Raw genomic sequence first — 17045 nt, 5'->3', positions numbered from 1 at the left:
AGAGCTGTGACACCGCCCACCATCGGGGTCCTCGCTCTCCAGGGCGACACCGCCGAGCACAGGGCCGTGCTGGACGGACTGGGGGCGCGTACCGCCGAAGTGCTCGCTCCCGAGCACCTGGACACCGTGGACGCATTGGTCCTCCCCGGCGGCGAATCGACGACCATGGGCAAACTCGCCGTCCGGTACGGTCTTGTCGAACCGCTGCGCGCGCGGATCGCCGCGGGAATGCCGGCATTCGGCACCTGCGCGGGAATGATCCTCCTCTCCGACCGTGTTGTCGGGGCCGCGGCCGACCAGACCACCGTCGGCGGGATCGACATGACGGTGCGCCGCAACGCCTTCGGGCGCCAGACGGAGTCCTTCGAGACGTGTGTCGCTGTCGACGGCATCGGTGAGCAACCCTTCGACGCGGTCTTCATCCGGGCACCCTGGGTCGATTCGGTCGGCCCCGAGGCCAGTGTGCTCGGTCGCCTCCCGGCCGAGGACGGGCCCGGTAGGATCATCGCCGTACGCCAGGGCGGCCTGATGGCGACGTCCTTCCACCCCGAACTCACCGGCGACGCGCGCGTGCACCGCCTCTTCGTCGACATCGCGAAAGGACATTCATGAGCGGCCACTCCAAGTGGGCCACCACCAAGCACAAGAAAGCCGTCATCGACGCCAAGCGCGGCAAGCTCTTCGCCAAGCTGGTCAAGAACATCGAGGTAGCGGCCCGGACCGGTGGCGGGGACCCGGAGGGCAACCCGACGCTCGAGGACGCCATGCAGAAGGCGCGCAAGAACTCGGTGCCCGCCGACAACATCGAGCGCGCCCGCAAGCGGGGGTCCGGCGAAGAGGCCGGCGGAGCCGAGTGGCAGACCATCATGTACGAGGGCTACGCCCCCGGTGGCGTCGCGATGCTCGTCGAGTGCCTCACCGACAACCGCAACCGCGCCGCCTCCGACGTGCGCACGGCCGTCAACCGCAACGGTGGCAACATGGGCGACGCCGGCTCGGTCTCCTATCTGTTCACCCGCAAGGGCATCGTCATCGTCCCCAAGGAGAACACCACCGAGGACGACGTGACCCTCGCCGTGGTGGAAGCCGGCGGCGAGGAGATCCGCGACCTGGGCGAATACTTCGAGGTCGTCTCCGAGGCCGGTGACCTGGTCGACGTCCGCACGGCCCTGCAGGAGGCCGGCATCGAGTACGACTCCGCCGACACCAACTGGCTCCCGAGCGTCGAGGTCCCTCTCGACGCCGAGACCGCCGCGAAGGTCCTGCGGGTCGTCGACGCCCTCGAGGACGCCGACGACGTGCAGAACGTCTTCACCAACGCCGACTTCCCGGCCGAGGTCCTGGCCGAGCGGTGATGCGGGCGGGCGGTGTCCGGGCGGCCGAGGACACCGTCCGGCTCCGTTCCGGGGTATGCCACCGACAGTGCACACGCGCTCGGTAGGATGAGGGGCAGCCGTCCGCGCGCGGCACACTCCCGCGCGGGCCCCATCCACGACAGTTGACGAGGACCGGACCATGAGCAATCCCCCCGAGCAGCCCTACGACCCGTCCCAGTACTACGGCCAGCAGCCCCAGCAGCCGTACTACGGTGGTGGCTACGGCGCCCAGGGGTACCAGCAGGGCCCCGCCGGTCCTGGCGGGATGGCCCCGCAGCAGTCCGCCCCCGGCGCCCGTACCGGTTTCTTCGGTGCGCTCTTCGACTTCTCCTTCAAGAACTTCGTCACCAGCCGAGTGATCCCGATCGTGTGGATCCTGTGGCTGGTGGGCATCGGCTTCGGGACCCTGAGCGGGGTGATCGCCTCCTTCTTCGCCATGGGCGGGGAAGCCGGGTTCCTCGGGTTCTTCATGCTGATCCTGACGTTGATCAGCGGTGCCATGGGTGTGCTCTTCTCGCGCATCATCATGGAGGTGCTCATCGTGCTCTTCCGCATCAGCGAGGACCTCACCGCCATCCGCGGGCGCGGCGGCATGTAGGAACACGTGCGGGAACGCTGCGAGCCCGCCGGCGCGTCCAGGAGGGACGGCCGACGGGCTCCGTGCTGTCCGGGCTCCGCGGTGGGCTCACGCGACCATGTCCATCTCGGCGATGATCTTGGTGGGACGGACCCGTACGACCAACGACCCGGGCGCACCGTTGCGCCTGCCGAACTCCTCGGCACGCTCACTGCCCATGTACCGTGCCGCGATGGCCGTGGCCGTGCGCAGCAGTTCCGAGGGCTCCTCCGACAGCTGCGCCTCACCCTGGACCTGGACGAACGCGAACGGAGGCTCCTCCAGGTCCACGCTCAGGGCCAGTCGCGGATCCCGCGCCAACGAACGGCCCTTGGCGGTGCGCGCACCCGTGTTGAAGACCAGGTCGCCTCCGTCGAGGACGAACCAGATCGGCGCCACCAGGGCGCGTCCGTCGGATGCGGTGTAGGCGACCTTGGCGGTGCGTGTGCCGTACATGAGGAAGTCCCGGACCTCCGGGTCGTCGAATGAGCTCATGGCCCCATGTTGGCCCGCGCCTGTCTCGAACGGGCCCCGACACGCGCGGCCCGCGGTGCCCCGGACGTCACGCGCCGCGCGGCTCGGGCCCGACGGATGTCCGTACCGGGCGTTACTGTGGCCCCGGCGACGGTGGGGCCCAGCTAGCATGGTGTGCGAACTGGCGTTCGAGAGAGGTGGGGCGTGTGCGCGTGGTGGGGATCGATCCCGGTCTGACACGGTGCGGTGTCGGTGCCGTGGAGGGCTCCATCGGCCGATCCCTGGAACTGCTCGGTGCCGACGCGGTCCGTACCGGCCCCGACCAGGACCTGCCGGAGCGCCTCGTCGCGATCGAACGCGGCATCGACGCCTGGATCGACGAGCACCGGCCCGACGCCGTGGCCGTCGAGCGCGTCTTCGCCCAGCACAACCTCAGCACCGTCATGGGGACGGCCCAGGCCAGCGGCATCGCGCTGGTCTGCGCCGCCCGCCGGGGCCTTCCCGTGGTGCTGCACACCCCCAGCGAGGCCAAGGCCGCCATCACCGGGAACGGACGCGCCGACAAGAAACAGATGGGCGCCATGGTGGCGCGTATCCTCGGACTCGACACACCGCCCCGGCCCGCGGACGCCGCCGACGCGGTCGCCCTGGCCATCTGCCACATCTGGCGCGGTGGGGCCAAGGCCCGGGTCGCCCAGGCACAACAGGACTTCGCGCGCAAGGTCGAACTCGCCCGCCGCGCGCGGCGCAGCTGATCCCCGCTCCCAGGAAGGAGACGGGCGCCCCCACGGCGCCCTGCACCAGATGATCGCGTTCCTCACCGGCCGGGTGGCCGCACGTGGCGCGGGCAGCGCCGTCATCGATGTCGGCGGGGTCGGCATGGCCGTCCAGTGCACCCCCGCGGCCCTGTCCGCGCTCCGCGTGGGGGAGGAGGGCACCGTCTCCACCAGTCTCGTGGTCCGCGAGGACTCCATGACCCTGTTCGGGTTCCGCGACGACGACGAACGCCACATGTTCGAGCAGCTCCAGACCGCCTCGGGCGTGGGTCCGCGCCTGGCCCTGTCCATGCTCGCCGCGCACACCCCCGACGGACTGCGCCAGGCCGTGGCGACCGAGGACACCGCCGCCCTCACCCGGGTTCCCGGTATCGGCAAGAAGGGGGCCCAGCGCATCGTCCTGGAGCTGCGCGGCAAACTGGAGGCACCCGTCCTCACCGACGGCACCCTGCCCGATACCGAGGCGGAGCAGACCTCCACACCCGACGGTGCCTGGCGCGGCCAGGTCGTCTCCGGCCTGGTCAACCTGGGATGGTCGGCCAAGGACGCCGAGCAGGCCGCCACCGCCGTGGCCGCCGAGGCCGAGACGACCACCGACGTGACCGTCCTGCTGCGCAGTGCTCTGCGCAAGCTGAGCCGCGCCTGAGCCCGCGGCCCCCGGAACCAGGAGGAAGCACCCCATGCACGAGCCCGACCCGGGCGCCTACGAGCGGGAGGCGGTCTCACCCGAGGCCGACTCGGACGAACAGCAGGTCGAGCGGGCCCTGCGTCCGAGCGTGCTCGACGACTTCGTCGGACAGGAACGGGTGCGCGAACAGCTCTCCCTGGTCCTGCACAGCGCCCAGCGCCGAGGCAGAGCCCCCGACCACGTGCTCATGTCCGGCCCGCCCGGGCTCGGCAAGACCACGCTGGCCATGATCATCGCCTCCGAGCTGGGCGCCCCGCTGCGCATCAGCTCCGGCCCGGCCATCGAACGCTCCGGCGACCTCGCTGCGGTGCTGTCCACCCTCCAGGAGGGCGAGGTGCTCTTCCTGGACGAGATCCACCGCATGGCCCGCCCCGCCGAGGAGATGCTCTACGTCGCCATGGAGGACTTCCGCGTCGACGTCATGGTCGGCAAGGGCCCCGGCGCCACCGCGATCCCGCTCGACATCGCGCCCTTCACACTGGTGGGGGCGACCACCCGGGCGGGCCTGCTGCCGGCCCCGCTGCGCGACCGGTTCGGGTTCACAGCGCAGATGGATTTCTACGACGCCGAGGAGCTCGAGCGCATCCTGCACCGCTCCGCGCGGCTGCTCGAAGCGCCCATGGACGCCGACGCCGCCACCGAGATCGCCCGGCGTTCGCGCGGCACTCCGCGTATCGCCAACCGCCTTCTGCGCCGGGTGCGCGACTACGCCGAAGTGCGCGGCGACGGGACCCTCACCCTCGGCACCGCCCGTTCGGCCCTGGACCTGTACGAGGTCGACGCCTCCGGTCTGGACCGTCTGGACCGCGCCGTCCTGGACTCCCTCATGACCAAGTTCCGCGGCGGCCCCGTGGGGCTGTCCACGCTCGCGGTCTCGGTAGGGGAGGAGCCCGAGACGGTGGAGGCCGTGGCCGAACCCTTCCTGGTCCGGTCGGGTTTTGTGGCCCGTACCCCGCGTGGCCGGGTGGCAACGCCCATGGCCTGGGAACACATGGGCCGGACCCCGCCCCCGGACGCCGCTTTCGGGGCCGGGATCGAGACCGACACCGACGAGTCGGTCACCCCCTGAACCGGGCCTTGCACCCTCTGTGTTCGGGTGCTGACAGATGTCGCCGATCCGGGCACAATGAAACGGACACGGGTGTGTGTCGGTTCCGAATCGCCGACCGTTCGGAGCGGATGCCGAGGAGCGCTCATCGCGGTCGCCGCCTACTCTGGAGCGAACGCGGGATGCGGGGGCGCGGCCTCTCGTTCGGTGCTCTTCGACACCCGTTGGAACGCCGACGCGTCCTCGCGCGTTGTAGATGCTGGGCGCCGTGCCGGGACTCTGTTCCGGCCCCGCCCGGTGGACCATGGCCGATGCGGTGTCCGACCACCGTCGGCCAAGAGCAGACTTCAGGAAGGACGCCCCGTGCAGGAGGGCATGTACACACTCGCGGACGCCGCCTCCCAAGGCGGCAGTCTGATGAGCACCTTCATCATGTTCGGCCTCATCCTTCTGGTCTTCTGGCTGCTGTTCTGGCGGCCGAACCAGAAGCGCCGGCAGCAGGAGACGCAGATGCAGACCTCCCTCGGTCCCGGGACCGAGGTCATGACCAAGGCCGGCATCTTCGGCACCGTCGTGGAGGTCCATGACGATGACCTGCTTCTGGAGATCGCGCCGGGCACCCGTGTCCGGATGCTCAAGGCCGGCATCGCCCAGATCAACAGCCCCCAGGTGGACGACACCCCGGTGGAGGACCGCCCCGACTTCGGCGACGACGACAAGCCCAAGGACTAGGGTCCTCGGGCCGGCGGGCCCGACCTCGGCGCCGGGTAGAAGTGTGTCCGGCGCCCTCCGGAGCTGTTCTCCACGGCACCGCAACCCCTGTGGCCACCGGCCGTAGGGGCGTCCAAGTCTCACGGCGCCGGTCCCGGCAGCCCGGGGCCGGCGCCGCAATGTTCTCCAGCAGAAGGCACCACCGTCCATGTCGCACGAGACCACCACCGACACCGAGCGCTCGGCCCTGGCCGAGCTGCTCCTCGCGCAGATCCGGGACATCCCGGACTACCCCGAGCCCGGGATCCTGTTCAAGGACATCACCCCTCTCCTCAACGACGCCGTCGCCCTGCGCTCGAGCGTCGAGGAGATGGCCGCCCCCTACCGGGGCATGGCCGTCGACCACGTCCTCGGGCTCGAGGCGCGCGGGTTCATCTTCGGGGCGCCGATCGCCATGGAACTCGGCGCGGGGTTCGTGCCGGCCCGCAAATCCGGGAAACTGCCTGCGGAGACGATCGAGCAGTCCTATGATCTGGAGTACGGCACCGCGGCCGTCGAGATCCACTCCGACGCGCTCGCCCCGGGCAGCCGTGTGCTCATCGTCGACGACGTCCTCGCCACGGGCGGTACCGGCAGGGCCGCGGTGGATCTGGTGCGAAGGGCGGGTGGTACGGTCGTTGGATTCTCCGTCCTGATGGAGCTCGGAGCGCTCCGCGGGCGCGAGAAGATGCCCGACGTGGAGCCGCACGTCCTCCTCTCGGTCTGACCCGGCGCGCGTCGGCGAGCGACACCCGCTCGGGAATGCACCGGGTCCCGTCACCGTTGATCTGTGCCAACACCCGACGGCACCAGTAGCACGGCCACCCCAGGCGACGTGGCTGGGCAGGTGCCCCGACGGTCGGTCCGGAGCCACGCGGGTGACCGCCCGAAGAGACCGCGAAGGTCCCTAGACTGGTGGGGGAGACAGCGTGGCGGTCACGTCAGCGACTGGCCCTGATGACACGCAAGTGCACCGGGGGAGCCGGCGGACACACCTCTCCGCGCTTCCACCGGGCGGATCCGCGGGAGGTAGGCATGCCGAGCGAAGTGGCCTCGACCGGGGCGGTATCCGCGAGCGGGCAGCAGGGAGAGGGTCAGGACTCCGCCGACCACCAGGACCGGTCCGACCGGTCCCATGTGCCGACCACAGACGAACAGCAGAGCCCGGAGGGCGCCGCGAATCAGGCGGCGCCCTCCGGTGCATCCGGTACGGAGCGCGAGACCTCCCGGTCCACGCCGCCGGCCACGACGCCCTCGACCGTGCGGGTCCGCAGGAAACTCGCTCGACTCGGCGCCCAGCGGGGAGTGACGATGAACCCGGTGCTCGAACCACTGATCAAGACCGTTCGTGCCACCCACCCCAAGGTGGACGTGCGGCTCATCGAGCGCGCCTACGAGGTCGCCGCGCACTACCATCGCGACCAGAAACGCAAGAGCGGTGACCCCTACATCACGCACCCGCTCGCGGTCGCCACCATCCTCGCCGAACTGGGCATGCAGGAAGCCACCCTGGCCGCCGCCCTGATGCACGACACCGTCGAGGACACCGAGTACTCACTCGAGGAGCTGCGGTCCGACTTCGGCGACGAGATCGCCGAACTCGTCGACGGCGTCACCAAACTCGACAAGGTCAAGTACGGCGAGGCCACCCAGGCCGAGACGGTCCGCAAGATGGTCGTGGCCATGGCCCGCGACATCCGTGTGCTCGTCATCAAACTGTGCGACCGTCTGCACAACATGCGCACGCTGCGCTACCTGCCGAAGAGGGCCAAACGAGAGAAGAAGGCCCGCGAGACCCTCGAGATCTTCGCCCCGCTGGCCCACCGGCTGGGCATGAACACCATCAAGTGGGAGTTGGAGGACCTGGCCTTTGCCACCCTCTACCCCAAGCGCTTCGACGAGATCGCCCGCATGGTCTCCGAGCGTGCCCCCCGCCGCGACGTGTACCTGCAGGAGGTCATCGAGGCGGTCTCGGCCGACCTTCGCGAGTCCAAGCTCAAGGCGACCGTGCGCGGACGGCCCAAGCACTACTACTCGATCTACCAGAAGATGATCGCCCGCAACTGCGGCTTCGACGAGATCTACGACCTCATCGCCGTGCGGGTCCTGGTGGACAGCGTCCGTGACTGCTACGCGGCCCTGGGGACCATCCACGCCAGGTGGAACCCCGTGCCCGGGCGGTTCAAGGACTACATCGCCATGCCCAAGTTCAACATGTACCAGTCGTTGCACACGACGGTCATCGGTCCTTCGGGCAACCCGGTGGAGTTGCAGATCCGTACCCGCGCGATGCACCGCCGCGCCGAGTACGGCATCGCCGCGCACTGGAAGTACAAGGAGGACCGGGGCTCGGGCGGCGAGCCCAAGGGCAAGGCCACCACCGACATGCAGTGGCTGCGCCAACTCATCGACTGGCAGCAGGAGACCAAGGACCCGGGCGAGTTCCTGGAGTCGTTGCGCTTCGACCTGTCGGTGCAGGAGGTCTTCGTCTTCACCCCGCAGGGCGACGTCATCTCCCTGCCCCAGGGCGCCACCGCCGTCGACTTCGCCTACGCCGTGCACACCGAGGTCGGCCACCGCACCGTCGGCGCCCGCATCAACGGCCGTCTCGTGCCGCTGGAGAGCGAACTCCAGAACGGCGAGGCCGTGGAGATCCTCACCTCCAAGGACCCCAGCTCCGGTCCCAGCCGCGACTGGCTCAACTTCGTCAAGAGCGCCCGCGCCCGCAACAAGATCCGGCACTGGTTCACCAAGGAACGCCGTGAGGCCGCGATCGAGCAGGGCAAGGACGAGATCGCCAAGATCATGCGCAAGCAGGAGCTGCCCGTCAAGCGCATGTTCAGCGGAGAGTCCATCATCGCCCTGGCCCACGACCTGCGCTACCAGGACGTGGAGGCCCTCTACGCGGCCGTCGGCGAACGCCAGGTGAGCGCCCAGAGCGTGGTCTCCAAACTCGTGGACGCCATGGGCGGCATCGACAGCCACGAGGAGGACATCGCCGAACAGGCCCTGCCCTCCAAGGCCGCACGCGCCCCGCAGAGCCGTACCGGCAACCCCGGGGTCGTCGTCCAGGGCGATTCCGACGTGTGGGCGCGCCTGTCCAAGTGTTGTACGCCGGTGCCCGGTGACGACATCGTCGGTTTCGTGACCCGTGGCAACGGGGTCTCGGTACACCGGGCCAACTGTGTCAACGCCCAGACCCTGGAGGATGCCCGCAAGGTCGAGGTGGCATGGTCGCCCACCGAGGACTCCATGTTCCTGGTGGCACTGCACGTGGAGGCGCTGGACCGTTCCCGTCTGCTGTCCGACATCACCCGGGTGCTCTCGGACCAGCACGTCAACATCCTGTCGGCGACCGTGCAGACCAGCCGCGACCGCGTCGCCCAGAGCCGCTTCACCTTCGAGATGGCCGACCCCGCACACCTGGGCAGTGTCCTGCGTTCGGTGCGCGGGGTCGACGGTGTCTACGACGTCTTCCGGGTCCGCAACTGAGCGGGTCCGCTCGGCGGAGGCTCCTGGCCGTCCGGTCAGATCCGGATGCTCGTGGACCGCACCACCTGGAAGACCGGGTGGCGGTCGGCCTCGGCCTCGAACGACTCCACCGGAGCCCCGGGAGAGGCCTCGAAGTAGGGGGCCACGACCACCGAGCGCGGGTGGTCCAGGTACTCGCACAGCAGCGGCGCCGCTTCTGGCAGCTCCACCTCGCGCACGCTGACCAGCTCGATCCAGCCGCCCCGGCGCAGAGTCGCGAACCCGTCGGTGCGCAGATTCCGGACCCAGTCGGTCTCACCGTAGGGCGAGACCAGGAAGCGGCCACGCTCGCTGTCCAGGACACTGAGCGGGACGCTGCGCAGGAAACCCGACCTGCGCCCGCGCGTGGTGAGTAGATGCAGCTCGTCCGGGCCCACGCCGTACTTGACGAAGCCGCTGACGGCCGCGTTGGCAGTCCGCCACAGCCGTGTCATCTCGAACCGCTTCGTCGGTTCGTTCCCCATGTCGGCAACTCCCTCGGTCGGATGCCTTCCATTGTGGCGGGTGCCGCCGAGCGACGGCACCCGAGGGGCGGACCCGTGTCAACGGAAGGCGGAGATCCCTGTCACGGCCTGTCCCAGGCTCAGCGCGTGGATGTCCTCGGTGCCCTCGTAGGTGGCCACCGTCTCCAAGTTCACCAGGTGCCGCATCACCGGATACTCCAGAGTGATGCCGTTGGCGCCGTGCAGGCCGCGCGCGGTGCTCGCCACCCGCTGGGCGGCGGCCACGTTGGCGAACTTGCCGAAGCTCACGTGGTTGTGGTGGGCGCGCCCCTGATCCTTGAGCCGGCCCAGGTGCAGGGAGGTCATGGCGGCGTGGTTGACGTCCACGACCATGTCGGCGAACTTGCGCTGGCTCAGCTGGAACCCCGCCAGCGGTCTGCCGAACTGCTCACGGTTCGAGGTGTAGTCCAGGGCCGCCTCGTAGCAGGCCCGGGCCGCCCCGGCCGCGCCCCACACGATCCCGTATCGGGCCTCGTTCAGGCAGGACAGCGGCGCGCCCAACCCGCGTGAGGCCGGCAGCAGCGCGTCGGCGGGCAGGCGCACGTCCTCCAGCACCAGCTCGGAGGTGATGGAGGCTCGCAGCGACAGCTTCTTGTGGATGACGTTGGTGCTGAACCCGGGGGTGCCGGTGGGCACCACGAACCCGCGCACGCCGTCCTCGGTGGCGGCCCAGACCACGGCCACGTCGGCCACGGAGCCGTTGGTGATCCACATCTTGGTGCCGTTGAGGATCCAGTCCGGGCCGTCCTTGCGCGCGCGTGTGCGCATCGATCCCGGGTCGGAACCGGAGTCGGGTTCTGTGAGGCCGAAGCAGCCGATCGCGTCGCCGGCGGCCATACGCGGCAGCCATGTGTTCTTCTGTTCCTCGGACCCGTATCTGTGGATCGCGGTCATGGCCAGCGACCCCTGCACCGACACGAAACTGCGCAGACCGGAGTCCACGGCCTCCAGCTCGCGGCAGGCCAGACCGTAGGCCACCGCACTGGAACCGCCGCAGCCGTACCCCTCCAGGTGCATGCCCAACACCCCCAGGTCGCCGAAGGCCTTGGCCAGACCGCGGGGGTCGGGCAGGGTGCCGGCCTCGAACCAGTCGGCCACGTGCGGGGTCAGTTCCTTGCGGGCGAAGTCGCGGACGGCGTCGCGCACGTCGCGCTCGGTCTCCTCCAGGCCGCCGTCCACGTCGAGGAAGTCGTGCGGGTCCGGGGCGGCGGGCTTGCGGTTCTCACTCATGGTGCGGTGTCCCTTCGTGGTGTCCGGCCGGGGCGGGCTGGTGGGCGGCGCCGCGCTCGACCATGGCCGCGACCTGGTCCTCGGTCAGGCCCAGTTCGGTGAGTACGGTACGGGAGTGCTGACCCAGCAGCGGCGGTGCGGTCAGCGGGGCAGGGGAGCCTTCCAGGCGAAAGCCCGCCCGGACCTGTTCCAGGAGCCCCGCCGTCGGGTGCTCGACGGTCCGGAGCAGGTCGTCGCCCTGGGCCTGGCCGGTGCGCAGGGCGTCCAGGACCCCGCGCACACGCCCCACCGGTACGCCCGCCTCCACCAGGACCTCCATCCAGTGGCCGGCGGTCCGGGAACCCAGGGTCGCCGACAGTTCGGCGACCAGTTCCCCGCGGTGGGCCACACGGTCGGGGTTGGTGGCGTACCGGGGGTCCCGGCCCAGGTCGGGGCGGTCCAGCGCTGTACACAGACGTTGGTAGAGGGCGTCGTTGCCGGCAGCCACCACGATCTCGGAATCGGCGGTGGGGAAGGTCTGGTACGGCACGATCGTGGTGTGCGCGTTGCCGGCCCGGCGCGGTTCCTCACCGGTGACCAGGGCCTGCTGGGTGAGGTTGACCAGACCCGACAGCGTCGAGTTGATGAGGGAGGCGCTGATGTTCTCCCCCTGCCCGGTGACCCGGGCCCGCATGAGGGCGCCCAGGATCCCCACGGCCGCGTTGAGTCCGGTGAGCACGTCGGTCAGGGCGACCCCGACCTTGCTCGCGGGCCCCTCCGCGGGCCCGGTGGTGGCCATGAGTCCGCTCTCGGCCTGCACGACGATGTCGAAGCCCGGGCGGGTGCTCGGCTCGTGCTCGGGACCGAACCCGCTCACCGAGCAGTACACGACCGCGGGGTTGGTGCCGGAGACCTTCTCGTACCCCAGACCCAGCCGTTCGGCCACACCCGGGCGGAAGTTCTGGATGACCACGTCCGAGCGGGAGCAGAGTTCCTGGACGGCCGCGAGACCGTCGGGGTCCTTCAGATCCACGGCCAGGCTGCGCTTGTTGCGGTTGACCGACAGGAAGTAGGCGGCCTCCCCCGGGGTGTCCTCGTCACCGCCGGCGTGCGGCGGCCCCCAGGAACGGGTGTCGTCGCCGCGTCCGGGCTGTTCGACCTTGACGACCTCGGCGCCCATGTCGGCCAACAGCATCGTCGCGTAGGGGCCGGCCAGGACGCGGGACAGGTCGGCGATCCGCACCCCTTCCAGGGGCAAGGGGGACGGACCTGCGGCGGGGCCGGTCGGGCTCATCGGGTCACCTCCGGGGCGGTGCAGCGGCGGGGGCGGATGCGAGCACGCATGTGTTCCTTCCTTCGGCGGGGTGGTCCTCGAAAGGCCCGGCGGCACTCAGGCGCTGCCGTCGGGGAGCTGGTGATCGCTCTTGAGCTGGGAGTAGGTCTCCAGGCAACGGCGCAGGGCCGTGGTGAGCGCGGCGCCCGACTGGCCCGCGTACCGGGTCTGCACGCGTTGGATGAGCTCGGCGATGTCCTCGGTGACCGAGGCGCCCTCGACCAGGGCCCGGAAGAAGTCCTTGGCCAGGTCGGTCAGGAGTGTGGTGTCGGCGGCCATGATCCGCCCGTCGGCCGTGTCCACCGCGAGGATGACGCCGAGGCGCTGGTACTGGGAATGGCTCGCCACCGAGTCGGGGAGCCGGGCATACCCCGACACCAGGACCACACGGGGGTTGCGGAAGAGCTGCTGGACACGGTCGTCGCCGTACAACACGTTTACCTCTCGTTCGCGGGCACACGAAAACTCCGTCGCACTGGAGTCTCGCGTCTGGAGGGCGGCCGGGGGACCGAACACCCGCGACGTGAGGGCAGGCAAGGGTCTCAGTATGGCGCAGCGGCGGTGGAGCATGTCAAGCAGCAGGAGCCGAGCGCCGCGAATCCGGGGACCTCAGGCCGGGGGGACCTTCGGCCCGGAAGGCCCTTGATCCCGATCCCGGAAATCCGTATACCGCAGGTCATCACAAAGGGCTCAGAAGGTCACATTTCGTTGTTCGGTGTGCTGGGTATCACGTCGGCAACCTGTAGCATCGGGCCCTGATGGCATGGCGCGGTGCCGTCGGGGCCCGACCACCGGTCCCGCGGACTCGAACCTGCCTCCCGCGAGCGAACCGGCTGGGGGACGAGATTGACCTACGCGCGAGAACACCAGGTGCAGCCCGCGACCGTGCTCGACGACCAAGGGCCCTCGTCCCGGGTCCCACCCTCCCGCGGACACGTCGTGCACCTGGGCGGACGCCGCCAGCACACCGCGCCCGCGCAGCCGCCCGCCCGTGACGCCCGCGCCCACCAGGCCTTCCTCGGCCGGGTCATCGACTACCTCAGCACCGACCGCGGGGTACGCCAGTTCATCGACTGGGGCTGTCCGGTCCCCGGTACCGCCGAGCGCATACGCCACGCCCACCCCGACAACACCGTCGTGCACGTCGCCCCCCATGGCACCGTCGGGATGCTCTCTTCCCCGGACACCCCCGTCCTCTCCGGCGGATCCGAGAACGCCGACGCCCCCCTGCGCCGACTCACCACCTGCGGGCTCGTCGACTTCGGCGAGCCCGTCGCTGTTCTCATGACCCGCCCCTTCAGCGGGGGCGTTCCACCGTCCGGCCTCGCCCAGCTGCACTCCCTCCTGCGCGGAGGTGGTTATCTGGCCCTGGCCACGGAGGCACCCGAACGTGCGGGCGAGAACGTCTTCGCCCCCTTCGTCCCCCTCGAGCCGGGCCTGGCCGATCTGCGATGGTGGCCCTACCCGGACGAGGACGTGGCCATGGAGGGCACCGGAGTGCTCGGGGGCCTCGGGCGCACCAACAGGAACTGACGAACACCCCCGGGGGGAGCAGGGGCATGGCAACACCGATGGCGCTGAACTGGCCCGCCGAGATCCTGGCGCAGGGCGAGTTCTACTGGGACTTCTCGCTGTGGTCCCGCCTGGAGGGCCTCACCGACACCGAGTTCTACTGGGAACCAGCACCCGGCGCCTGGACCGTGCGCCGTCTGCCCGACGGCCGGCACGCACCCGACAGCGCGGTCCCCGAGCCCGAGCCGCCCCCCGTCACCACCATCGCCTGGCGGCTGGGCCACATCGTCGTGGACGTGCTCGAGACCCGCATCAACTGGTACTTCGGGGACCGCACCCTCAGCCGGGAGACCGTCGATTGGCCCAGCGGCGCCGACGAGGCCAAGCAGCGCCTGCGCATGGCGTTCCACACCTGGAGCGAGCACATGCACGAGCTGGGCGAGGACGACTTCGCCGCACCCCTGAGCGCGGCCGAGTCCACCCAGTGGGAGGACCTGCCGCTGGTGGTGCTCGTGCTCCACCTGCAGCGCGAACTGATCCACCACGGCGCGGAGGTCTCGCTCCTGCGCGACCTCTACCGCGCCCGCGCCTGAGAGCCCTCCTGCGAGCGGTCCCCGCGCGCTGACGCGGCGTCCACACCGTTCCGGGAACGTCCCCGTGCACGGACGGGGCCTGCCCGTGTGGGCCTCGGGAGCGTGCCGGGCACAGATGCCGGGGAGCCGGGCACGTGCGTGGGAGGCTCCCCCCGTGGAACCTCGGGCGCGTGTGCCGTGTGTGCGCAGCGCGACGGGAGCGCGTGGCCCGGTCCGCGGACGGGTCAGATCACGTGGAGCGGATCCACCCGGACCTGGGCGAGGTACTCGTCCCCACGGGCACTGCGTGCTGCCGCGGCGACCTTCAACGCATGCGTGAGCGCGCCGATCCGGTTGCGCGGCACCCGCAGCAGGGCACGCTCCGACGCCCGGCCCTCGCCGGTGCCGTCCGGGCCGGGCTGTTCCACCGGGACCGGCCCCAACAGGTCTGCTTCCGGGGGCAGCTCCACCTGGTCGAGCAGTTCGCGCACGTGCTCCGGGCCGCCGGTGACCGAGGCCATCGACACGGCGGGCGGAAAACCCAGCTCCTGCCGCTCGGCCAGCTCCCGCTCGGCGTACCCGCCCGGGTCCCAGCGCACCAACGACTGCACGGCCGGCATCCCCGCGTCCGCCGAGACCACGACCGCGCCCTCGGCACGCACCAGGGCGGCGGCGTTCAACCACCGCCGCAGCGCCTCCTCCGACGCGCGCAGGTCCATGCGGTTCAGCAGCGCCCACCCGTCCAGCAGGACCGCCGCCGCGTAGCCCTGCTCGGCCACCGGTTCGGCGCCCGGCGTGGCCACCACGATGCAGGGCCGGTCCGGGACACGCCCGAGGACCTCGTCGCGTCCCGAGGTACGCACCGTCAAGGACGGGAAAGCGCGGCCCAGTTCCTCGGCAGTGCGGCGCGCACCCACCACCACCGCGCGCATGCGTGTGCCTGCACACTCCGGGCAGGCCCAACCGCCCGACACCCGACCGCACCACCCGCACGAAGGCATCGCGTGCGAGCCCCGCACCGCCAACGGTCCGCGGCACTGGTCGCACCGGGCCGGTTCCCGACAGCTCGCACAGGCCAAGGTGTTGAGGTAGCCCCGGCGCGGGACCTGGAACAGGACGGGACCGGTACGGGCCGCTTCCCGGGCCGTGCGCAGCGCCAGGCTCGGCATCCGCGCCGACCGGGCCGCCTCGTCGCGGGCCAGTTCCCGGTCGTCCCCGGCCGCCTTGACGACGGGCGCGTACTGCCGGAGCGTGCCGCGGTCGGCCACCAACGGGTGTGCCCAACCCGCCTCCACCAGCAGCTGCGCGTCCGTGGTGCGCGTGTACCCGCCGATGAGCGCACCCGCGCCCTCGCGGTGTGCGCGCATCGCCAACACCGTGCGGGCGTGCGGGTAGGGGGCGTGCTGGTCGGCGTGCACGTCGTCGCCGTCGTCCCACAGCACGACCAGGCCCAGGTCGTACACGGGCGCGAAGACCACCCCGCGTGTACCCACGACCACGCGAACCTGACCGCGCAGCACCTTCAACCAGCGCCGGTAACGCTCGGCCGGGCCCAGGCCGGCGGTCAGTGCCACGTGCCGTCCCTCGCCCAGTTCCTCGGTGAGGGCGGCGTCGACGGCGGCCACGTCGCGCCCGTCGGGTACGGCCACGACAGTGCCGCGCCCGGCTGCCTCGGTGGCGCCGGCGGCCACGGCGACGGAGTGTGCCCAGTCCTGGCCGGGCAGGGCGTTCCACACCGCGCGGGCGGGCCGGCCCTCGCGCAGTGCCCGGAGGAACGAAGGGCCCTCGGGGTAGTTCGCCCACGGGCCCGGAAGGACCGGTGGCGCCTCCGTGGCTCCCGGCACCCCGGTGTCCTGAGGGCCGGGCTGGGGAGCGTGGGCCTCCGGCGGCACCGGGGGGTGCTCGGCGCTCTCGCCGGTGGGGGCGGCCGCGGCCCGCGGGTCCGCCGCCTCCGGGCCCCTCACGGCCCCCTCCTCGGCCGCCGCGGTCTCCTTCTCCACACGGCCGTGCCGCGGGGGTACGGCCAGCCGCAGCACGTCGTTGAGCGTGCCCGCGTACCGCTCGGCCACTGCCCGCGCCAGGTCGAGGATCTGTGGGGCCAGCACCGGCTCGGGTGAGACCACCGAGTCGAGGTAGCGCAGCTGTCCGGGGAACTCCGACTGCTCCACCCGCTCCACCAGGAACCCGTCCAGTTTCCGGTTGTTGAAGTAGACCCGCACCCTGCACCCGGGCACGGCCTTCTCGTCCATGCTCGCGGGCACCCGGTAGTCGAAGGGCCGGTCCAGGTGGGGGAGCGGGGTGTCCACGACCACTCGTGCGACCGGGAGGTGATCGGCAGGGCGTTTGGCCTTGGGCCGCTTGGCCGTACGCGCCTTCGTGCCCGCTGCGGGGGGGTCGACGGGTTCGGGAAGAGCGAAGAGGGCCTCGGACGGATCGGGGCGCGTTGCCATGTCACCTCCGGTCCTCGAGTGCCTCCCGTGGCCGGAACCGGGACCCGGTCCGACCCTCCGGCCGGGTGGGCGCCGCACCTGACGGTCGTGGCTGCTTCCTGGGCCGGGCGAGCACGGGGTCTCCACGGGTCGGCGCGGATCCCCACCCGCGCGTGAGTCCGCGTGACTCTCACGGACAGCACTCAACGTACCACCGCCACAGGAAGG

General features: G+C 70.9%; 17 protein-coding genes. 11 read left to right on the top strand and 6 right to left on the bottom strand.

Annotated features, from left to right (window positions below; all coding sequences use genetic code 11):
• Window positions 1-6 precede the first annotated feature (6 nt).
• The 3 genes from pdxT (at window position 7) to D473_RS0105535 (ending at window position 1974) form a co-directional block, all read left to right on the top strand.
• Window positions 7-612, top strand: coding sequence for a pyridoxal 5'-phosphate synthase glutaminase subunit PdxT (gene pdxT, locus D473_RS0105545; protein ID WP_017608095.1), 606 nt, complete (start codon window positions 7-9; stop codon window positions 610-612).
• Window positions 609-1355 carry a YebC/PmpR family DNA-binding transcriptional regulator gene (locus tag D473_RS0105540; RefSeq protein WP_017608094.1) on the top strand — a complete coding sequence of 249 codons (747 nt, stop codon included), beginning with the start codon at window positions 609-611 and terminating at the stop codon, window positions 1353-1355. Before pdxT ends, D473_RS0105540 begins: the two co-directional genes overlap by 4 nt.
• Window positions 1356-1515: 160 nt before the next feature.
• The gene (locus D473_RS0105535; RefSeq protein ID WP_017608093.1) at window positions 1516-1974 is read left to right on the top strand and encodes a DUF4282 domain-containing protein; all 459 of its coding nucleotides are present in this window, start codon (window positions 1516-1518) and stop codon (window positions 1972-1974) included.
• Window positions 1975-2061: 87 nt separating this feature from the next.
• Here the strand turns inward: D473_RS0105535 and D473_RS0105530 are convergent, their stop codons facing one another.
• Entirely contained in the window at window positions 2062-2487 is a 426-nt protein-coding gene (locus D473_RS0105530) for a PPOX class F420-dependent oxidoreductase (RefSeq protein ID WP_017608092.1), read from the bottom strand.
• 185 nt (window positions 2488-2672) lie between these two features.
• Here D473_RS0105530 and ruvC point away from each other — a divergent pair, with 185 nt between their 5' ends.
• The 6 genes from ruvC (at window position 2673) to D473_RS0105500 (ending at window position 9220) form a co-directional block, all read left to right on the top strand.
• On the top strand, window positions 2673-3221 hold the full coding sequence (gene ruvC, locus D473_RS0105525; RefSeq protein WP_026126627.1) for a crossover junction endodeoxyribonuclease RuvC: 549 nt from the start codon (window positions 2673-2675) through the stop codon (window positions 3219-3221).
• 49 nt (window positions 3222-3270) lie between these two features.
• Window positions 3271-3888: a Holliday junction branch migration protein RuvA gene (gene ruvA, locus D473_RS0105520; RefSeq protein WP_017608090.1), complete on the top strand. Its 618-nt coding sequence runs from the start codon at window positions 3271-3273 to the stop codon at window positions 3886-3888.
• A gap of 34 nt (window positions 3889-3922) precedes the next feature.
• Window positions 3923-4999, top strand: coding sequence for a Holliday junction branch migration DNA helicase RuvB (gene ruvB, locus D473_RS0105515; protein ID WP_017608089.1), 1077 nt, complete (start codon window positions 3923-3925; stop codon window positions 4997-4999).
• A gap of 354 nt (window positions 5000-5353) precedes the next feature.
• On the top strand, window positions 5354-5710 hold the full coding sequence (gene yajC, locus D473_RS0105510) for a preprotein translocase subunit YajC (RefSeq protein WP_033352765.1): 357 nt from the start codon (window positions 5354-5356) through the stop codon (window positions 5708-5710).
• 187 nt (window positions 5711-5897) lie between these two features.
• Complete coding sequence (locus D473_RS0105505; RefSeq protein WP_017608087.1) at window positions 5898-6455, top strand: adenine phosphoribosyltransferase; 558 nt, start codon at window positions 5898-5900, stop codon at window positions 6453-6455.
• Window positions 6456-7039: 584 nt separating this feature from the next.
• Window positions 7040-9220 (top strand): RelA/SpoT family protein, encoded by a 2181-nt coding sequence (locus D473_RS0105500; RefSeq protein ID WP_026126626.1) that lies wholly within the window; start codon window positions 7040-7042, stop codon window positions 9218-9220.
• A 35-nt stretch (window positions 9221-9255) separates the two neighbouring features.
• Here D473_RS0105500 and D473_RS0105495 read toward each other — a convergent pair whose 3' ends face one another.
• The 4 genes from D473_RS0105495 to D473_RS0105480 all read right to left on the bottom strand — a co-directional run bounded on the left by D473_RS0105495 (window position 9256) and on the right by D473_RS0105480 (window position 12736).
• Window positions 9256-9723: a nitroreductase/quinone reductase family protein gene (locus D473_RS0105495; RefSeq protein WP_017608085.1), complete on the bottom strand. Its 468-nt coding sequence runs from the start codon at window positions 9721-9723 to the stop codon at window positions 9256-9258.
• A 78-nt stretch (window positions 9724-9801) separates the two neighbouring features.
• Window positions 9802-10992 (bottom strand): acyl-CoA dehydrogenase family protein, encoded by a 1191-nt coding sequence (locus tag D473_RS0105490; RefSeq protein ID WP_017608084.1) that lies wholly within the window; start codon window positions 10990-10992, stop codon window positions 9802-9804.
• Window positions 10985-12265 carry a CaiB/BaiF CoA transferase family protein gene (locus D473_RS24250; protein ID WP_017608083.1) on the bottom strand — a complete coding sequence of 427 codons (1281 nt, stop codon included), beginning with the start codon at window positions 12263-12265 and terminating at the stop codon, window positions 10985-10987. Before D473_RS24250 ends, D473_RS0105490 begins: the two co-directional genes overlap by 8 nt.
• 96 nt (window positions 12266-12361) lie before the next feature.
• A complete protein-coding gene (locus D473_RS0105480; protein ID WP_017608082.1) occupies window positions 12362-12736 on the bottom strand; it encodes a DUF3870 domain-containing protein in 375 nt (124 codons plus the stop codon).
• A gap of 414 nt (window positions 12737-13150) precedes the next feature.
• Here D473_RS0105480 and D473_RS0105475 point away from each other — a divergent pair, with 414 nt between their 5' ends.
• Entirely contained in the window at window positions 13151-13837 is a 687-nt protein-coding gene (locus D473_RS0105475) for an SAM-dependent methyltransferase (RefSeq protein ID WP_017608081.1), read from the top strand.
• A gap of 38 nt (window positions 13838-13875) precedes the next feature.
• Window positions 13876-14409: a DinB family protein gene (locus tag D473_RS0105470; protein WP_017608080.1), complete on the top strand. Its 534-nt coding sequence runs from the start codon at window positions 13876-13878 to the stop codon at window positions 14407-14409.
• Window positions 14410-14633: 224 nt separating this feature from the next.
• Here D473_RS0105470 and D473_RS0105465 read toward each other — a convergent pair whose 3' ends face one another.
• Entirely contained in the window at window positions 14634-16838 is a 2205-nt protein-coding gene (locus D473_RS0105465; protein WP_017608079.1) for a primosomal protein N', read from the bottom strand.
• Between the last annotated feature and the right edge of the window lie 207 nt (window positions 16839-17045).

Source organism: Nocardiopsis xinjiangensis YIM 90004 (assembly GCF_000341145.1).
In the GTDB taxonomy this organism is placed as follows: Bacteria; Actinomycetota; Actinomycetes; order Streptosporangiales; family Streptosporangiaceae; genus Nocardiopsis; species Nocardiopsis xinjiangensis.
Note: the sequence above shows the minus strand (reverse complement) of the source record. Positions and strands in the feature narration are given on the sequence as shown.

Excerpts from the sequence above, each read along its gene's own strand:
- D473_RS0105540 (WP_017608094.1), top strand. The coding sequence starts at position 609 with ATGAGCGGCCACTCCAAGTGGGCCACCACCAAGCACAAGAAAGCCGTC.
- D473_RS0105535 (WP_017608093.1), top strand. The coding sequence starts at position 1,516 with ATGAGCAATCCCCCCGAGCAGCCCTACGACCCGTCCCAGTACTACGGC.
- D473_RS0105530 (WP_017608092.1), bottom strand. The coding sequence starts at position 2,487 with ATGAGCTCATTCGACGACCCGGAGGTCCGGGACTTCCTCATGTACGGC.
- ruvA (WP_017608090.1), top strand. The coding sequence starts at position 3,271 with ATGATCGCGTTCCTCACCGGCCGGGTGGCCGCACGTGGCGCGGGCAGC.
- ruvB (WP_017608089.1), top strand. The coding sequence starts at position 3,923 with ATGCACGAGCCCGACCCGGGCGCCTACGAGCGGGAGGCGGTCTCACCC.
- yajC (WP_033352765.1), top strand. The coding sequence starts at position 5,354 with ATGTACACACTCGCGGACGCCGCCTCCCAAGGCGGCAGTCTGATGAGC.
- D473_RS0105505 (WP_017608087.1), top strand. The coding sequence starts at position 5,898 with ATGTCGCACGAGACCACCACCGACACCGAGCGCTCGGCCCTGGCCGAG.
- D473_RS0105500 (WP_026126626.1), top strand. The coding sequence starts at position 7,040 with ATGAACCCGGTGCTCGAACCACTGATCAAGACCGTTCGTGCCACCCAC.
- D473_RS0105495 (WP_017608085.1), bottom strand. The coding sequence starts at position 9,723 with ATGGGGAACGAACCGACGAAGCGGTTCGAGATGACACGGCTGTGGCGG.
- D473_RS0105490 (WP_017608084.1), bottom strand. The coding sequence starts at position 10,992 with ATGAGTGAGAACCGCAAGCCCGCCGCCCCGGACCCGCACGACTTCCTC.
- D473_RS24250 (WP_017608083.1), bottom strand. The coding sequence starts at position 12,265 with ATGAGCCCGACCGGCCCCGCCGCAGGTCCGTCCCCCTTGCCCCTGGAA.
- D473_RS0105470 (WP_017608080.1), top strand. The coding sequence starts at position 13,876 with ATGGCGCTGAACTGGCCCGCCGAGATCCTGGCGCAGGGCGAGTTCTAC.
- D473_RS0105465 (WP_017608079.1), bottom strand. The coding sequence starts at position 16,838 with ATGGCAACGCGCCCCGATCCGTCCGAGGCCCTCTTCGCTCTTCCCGAA.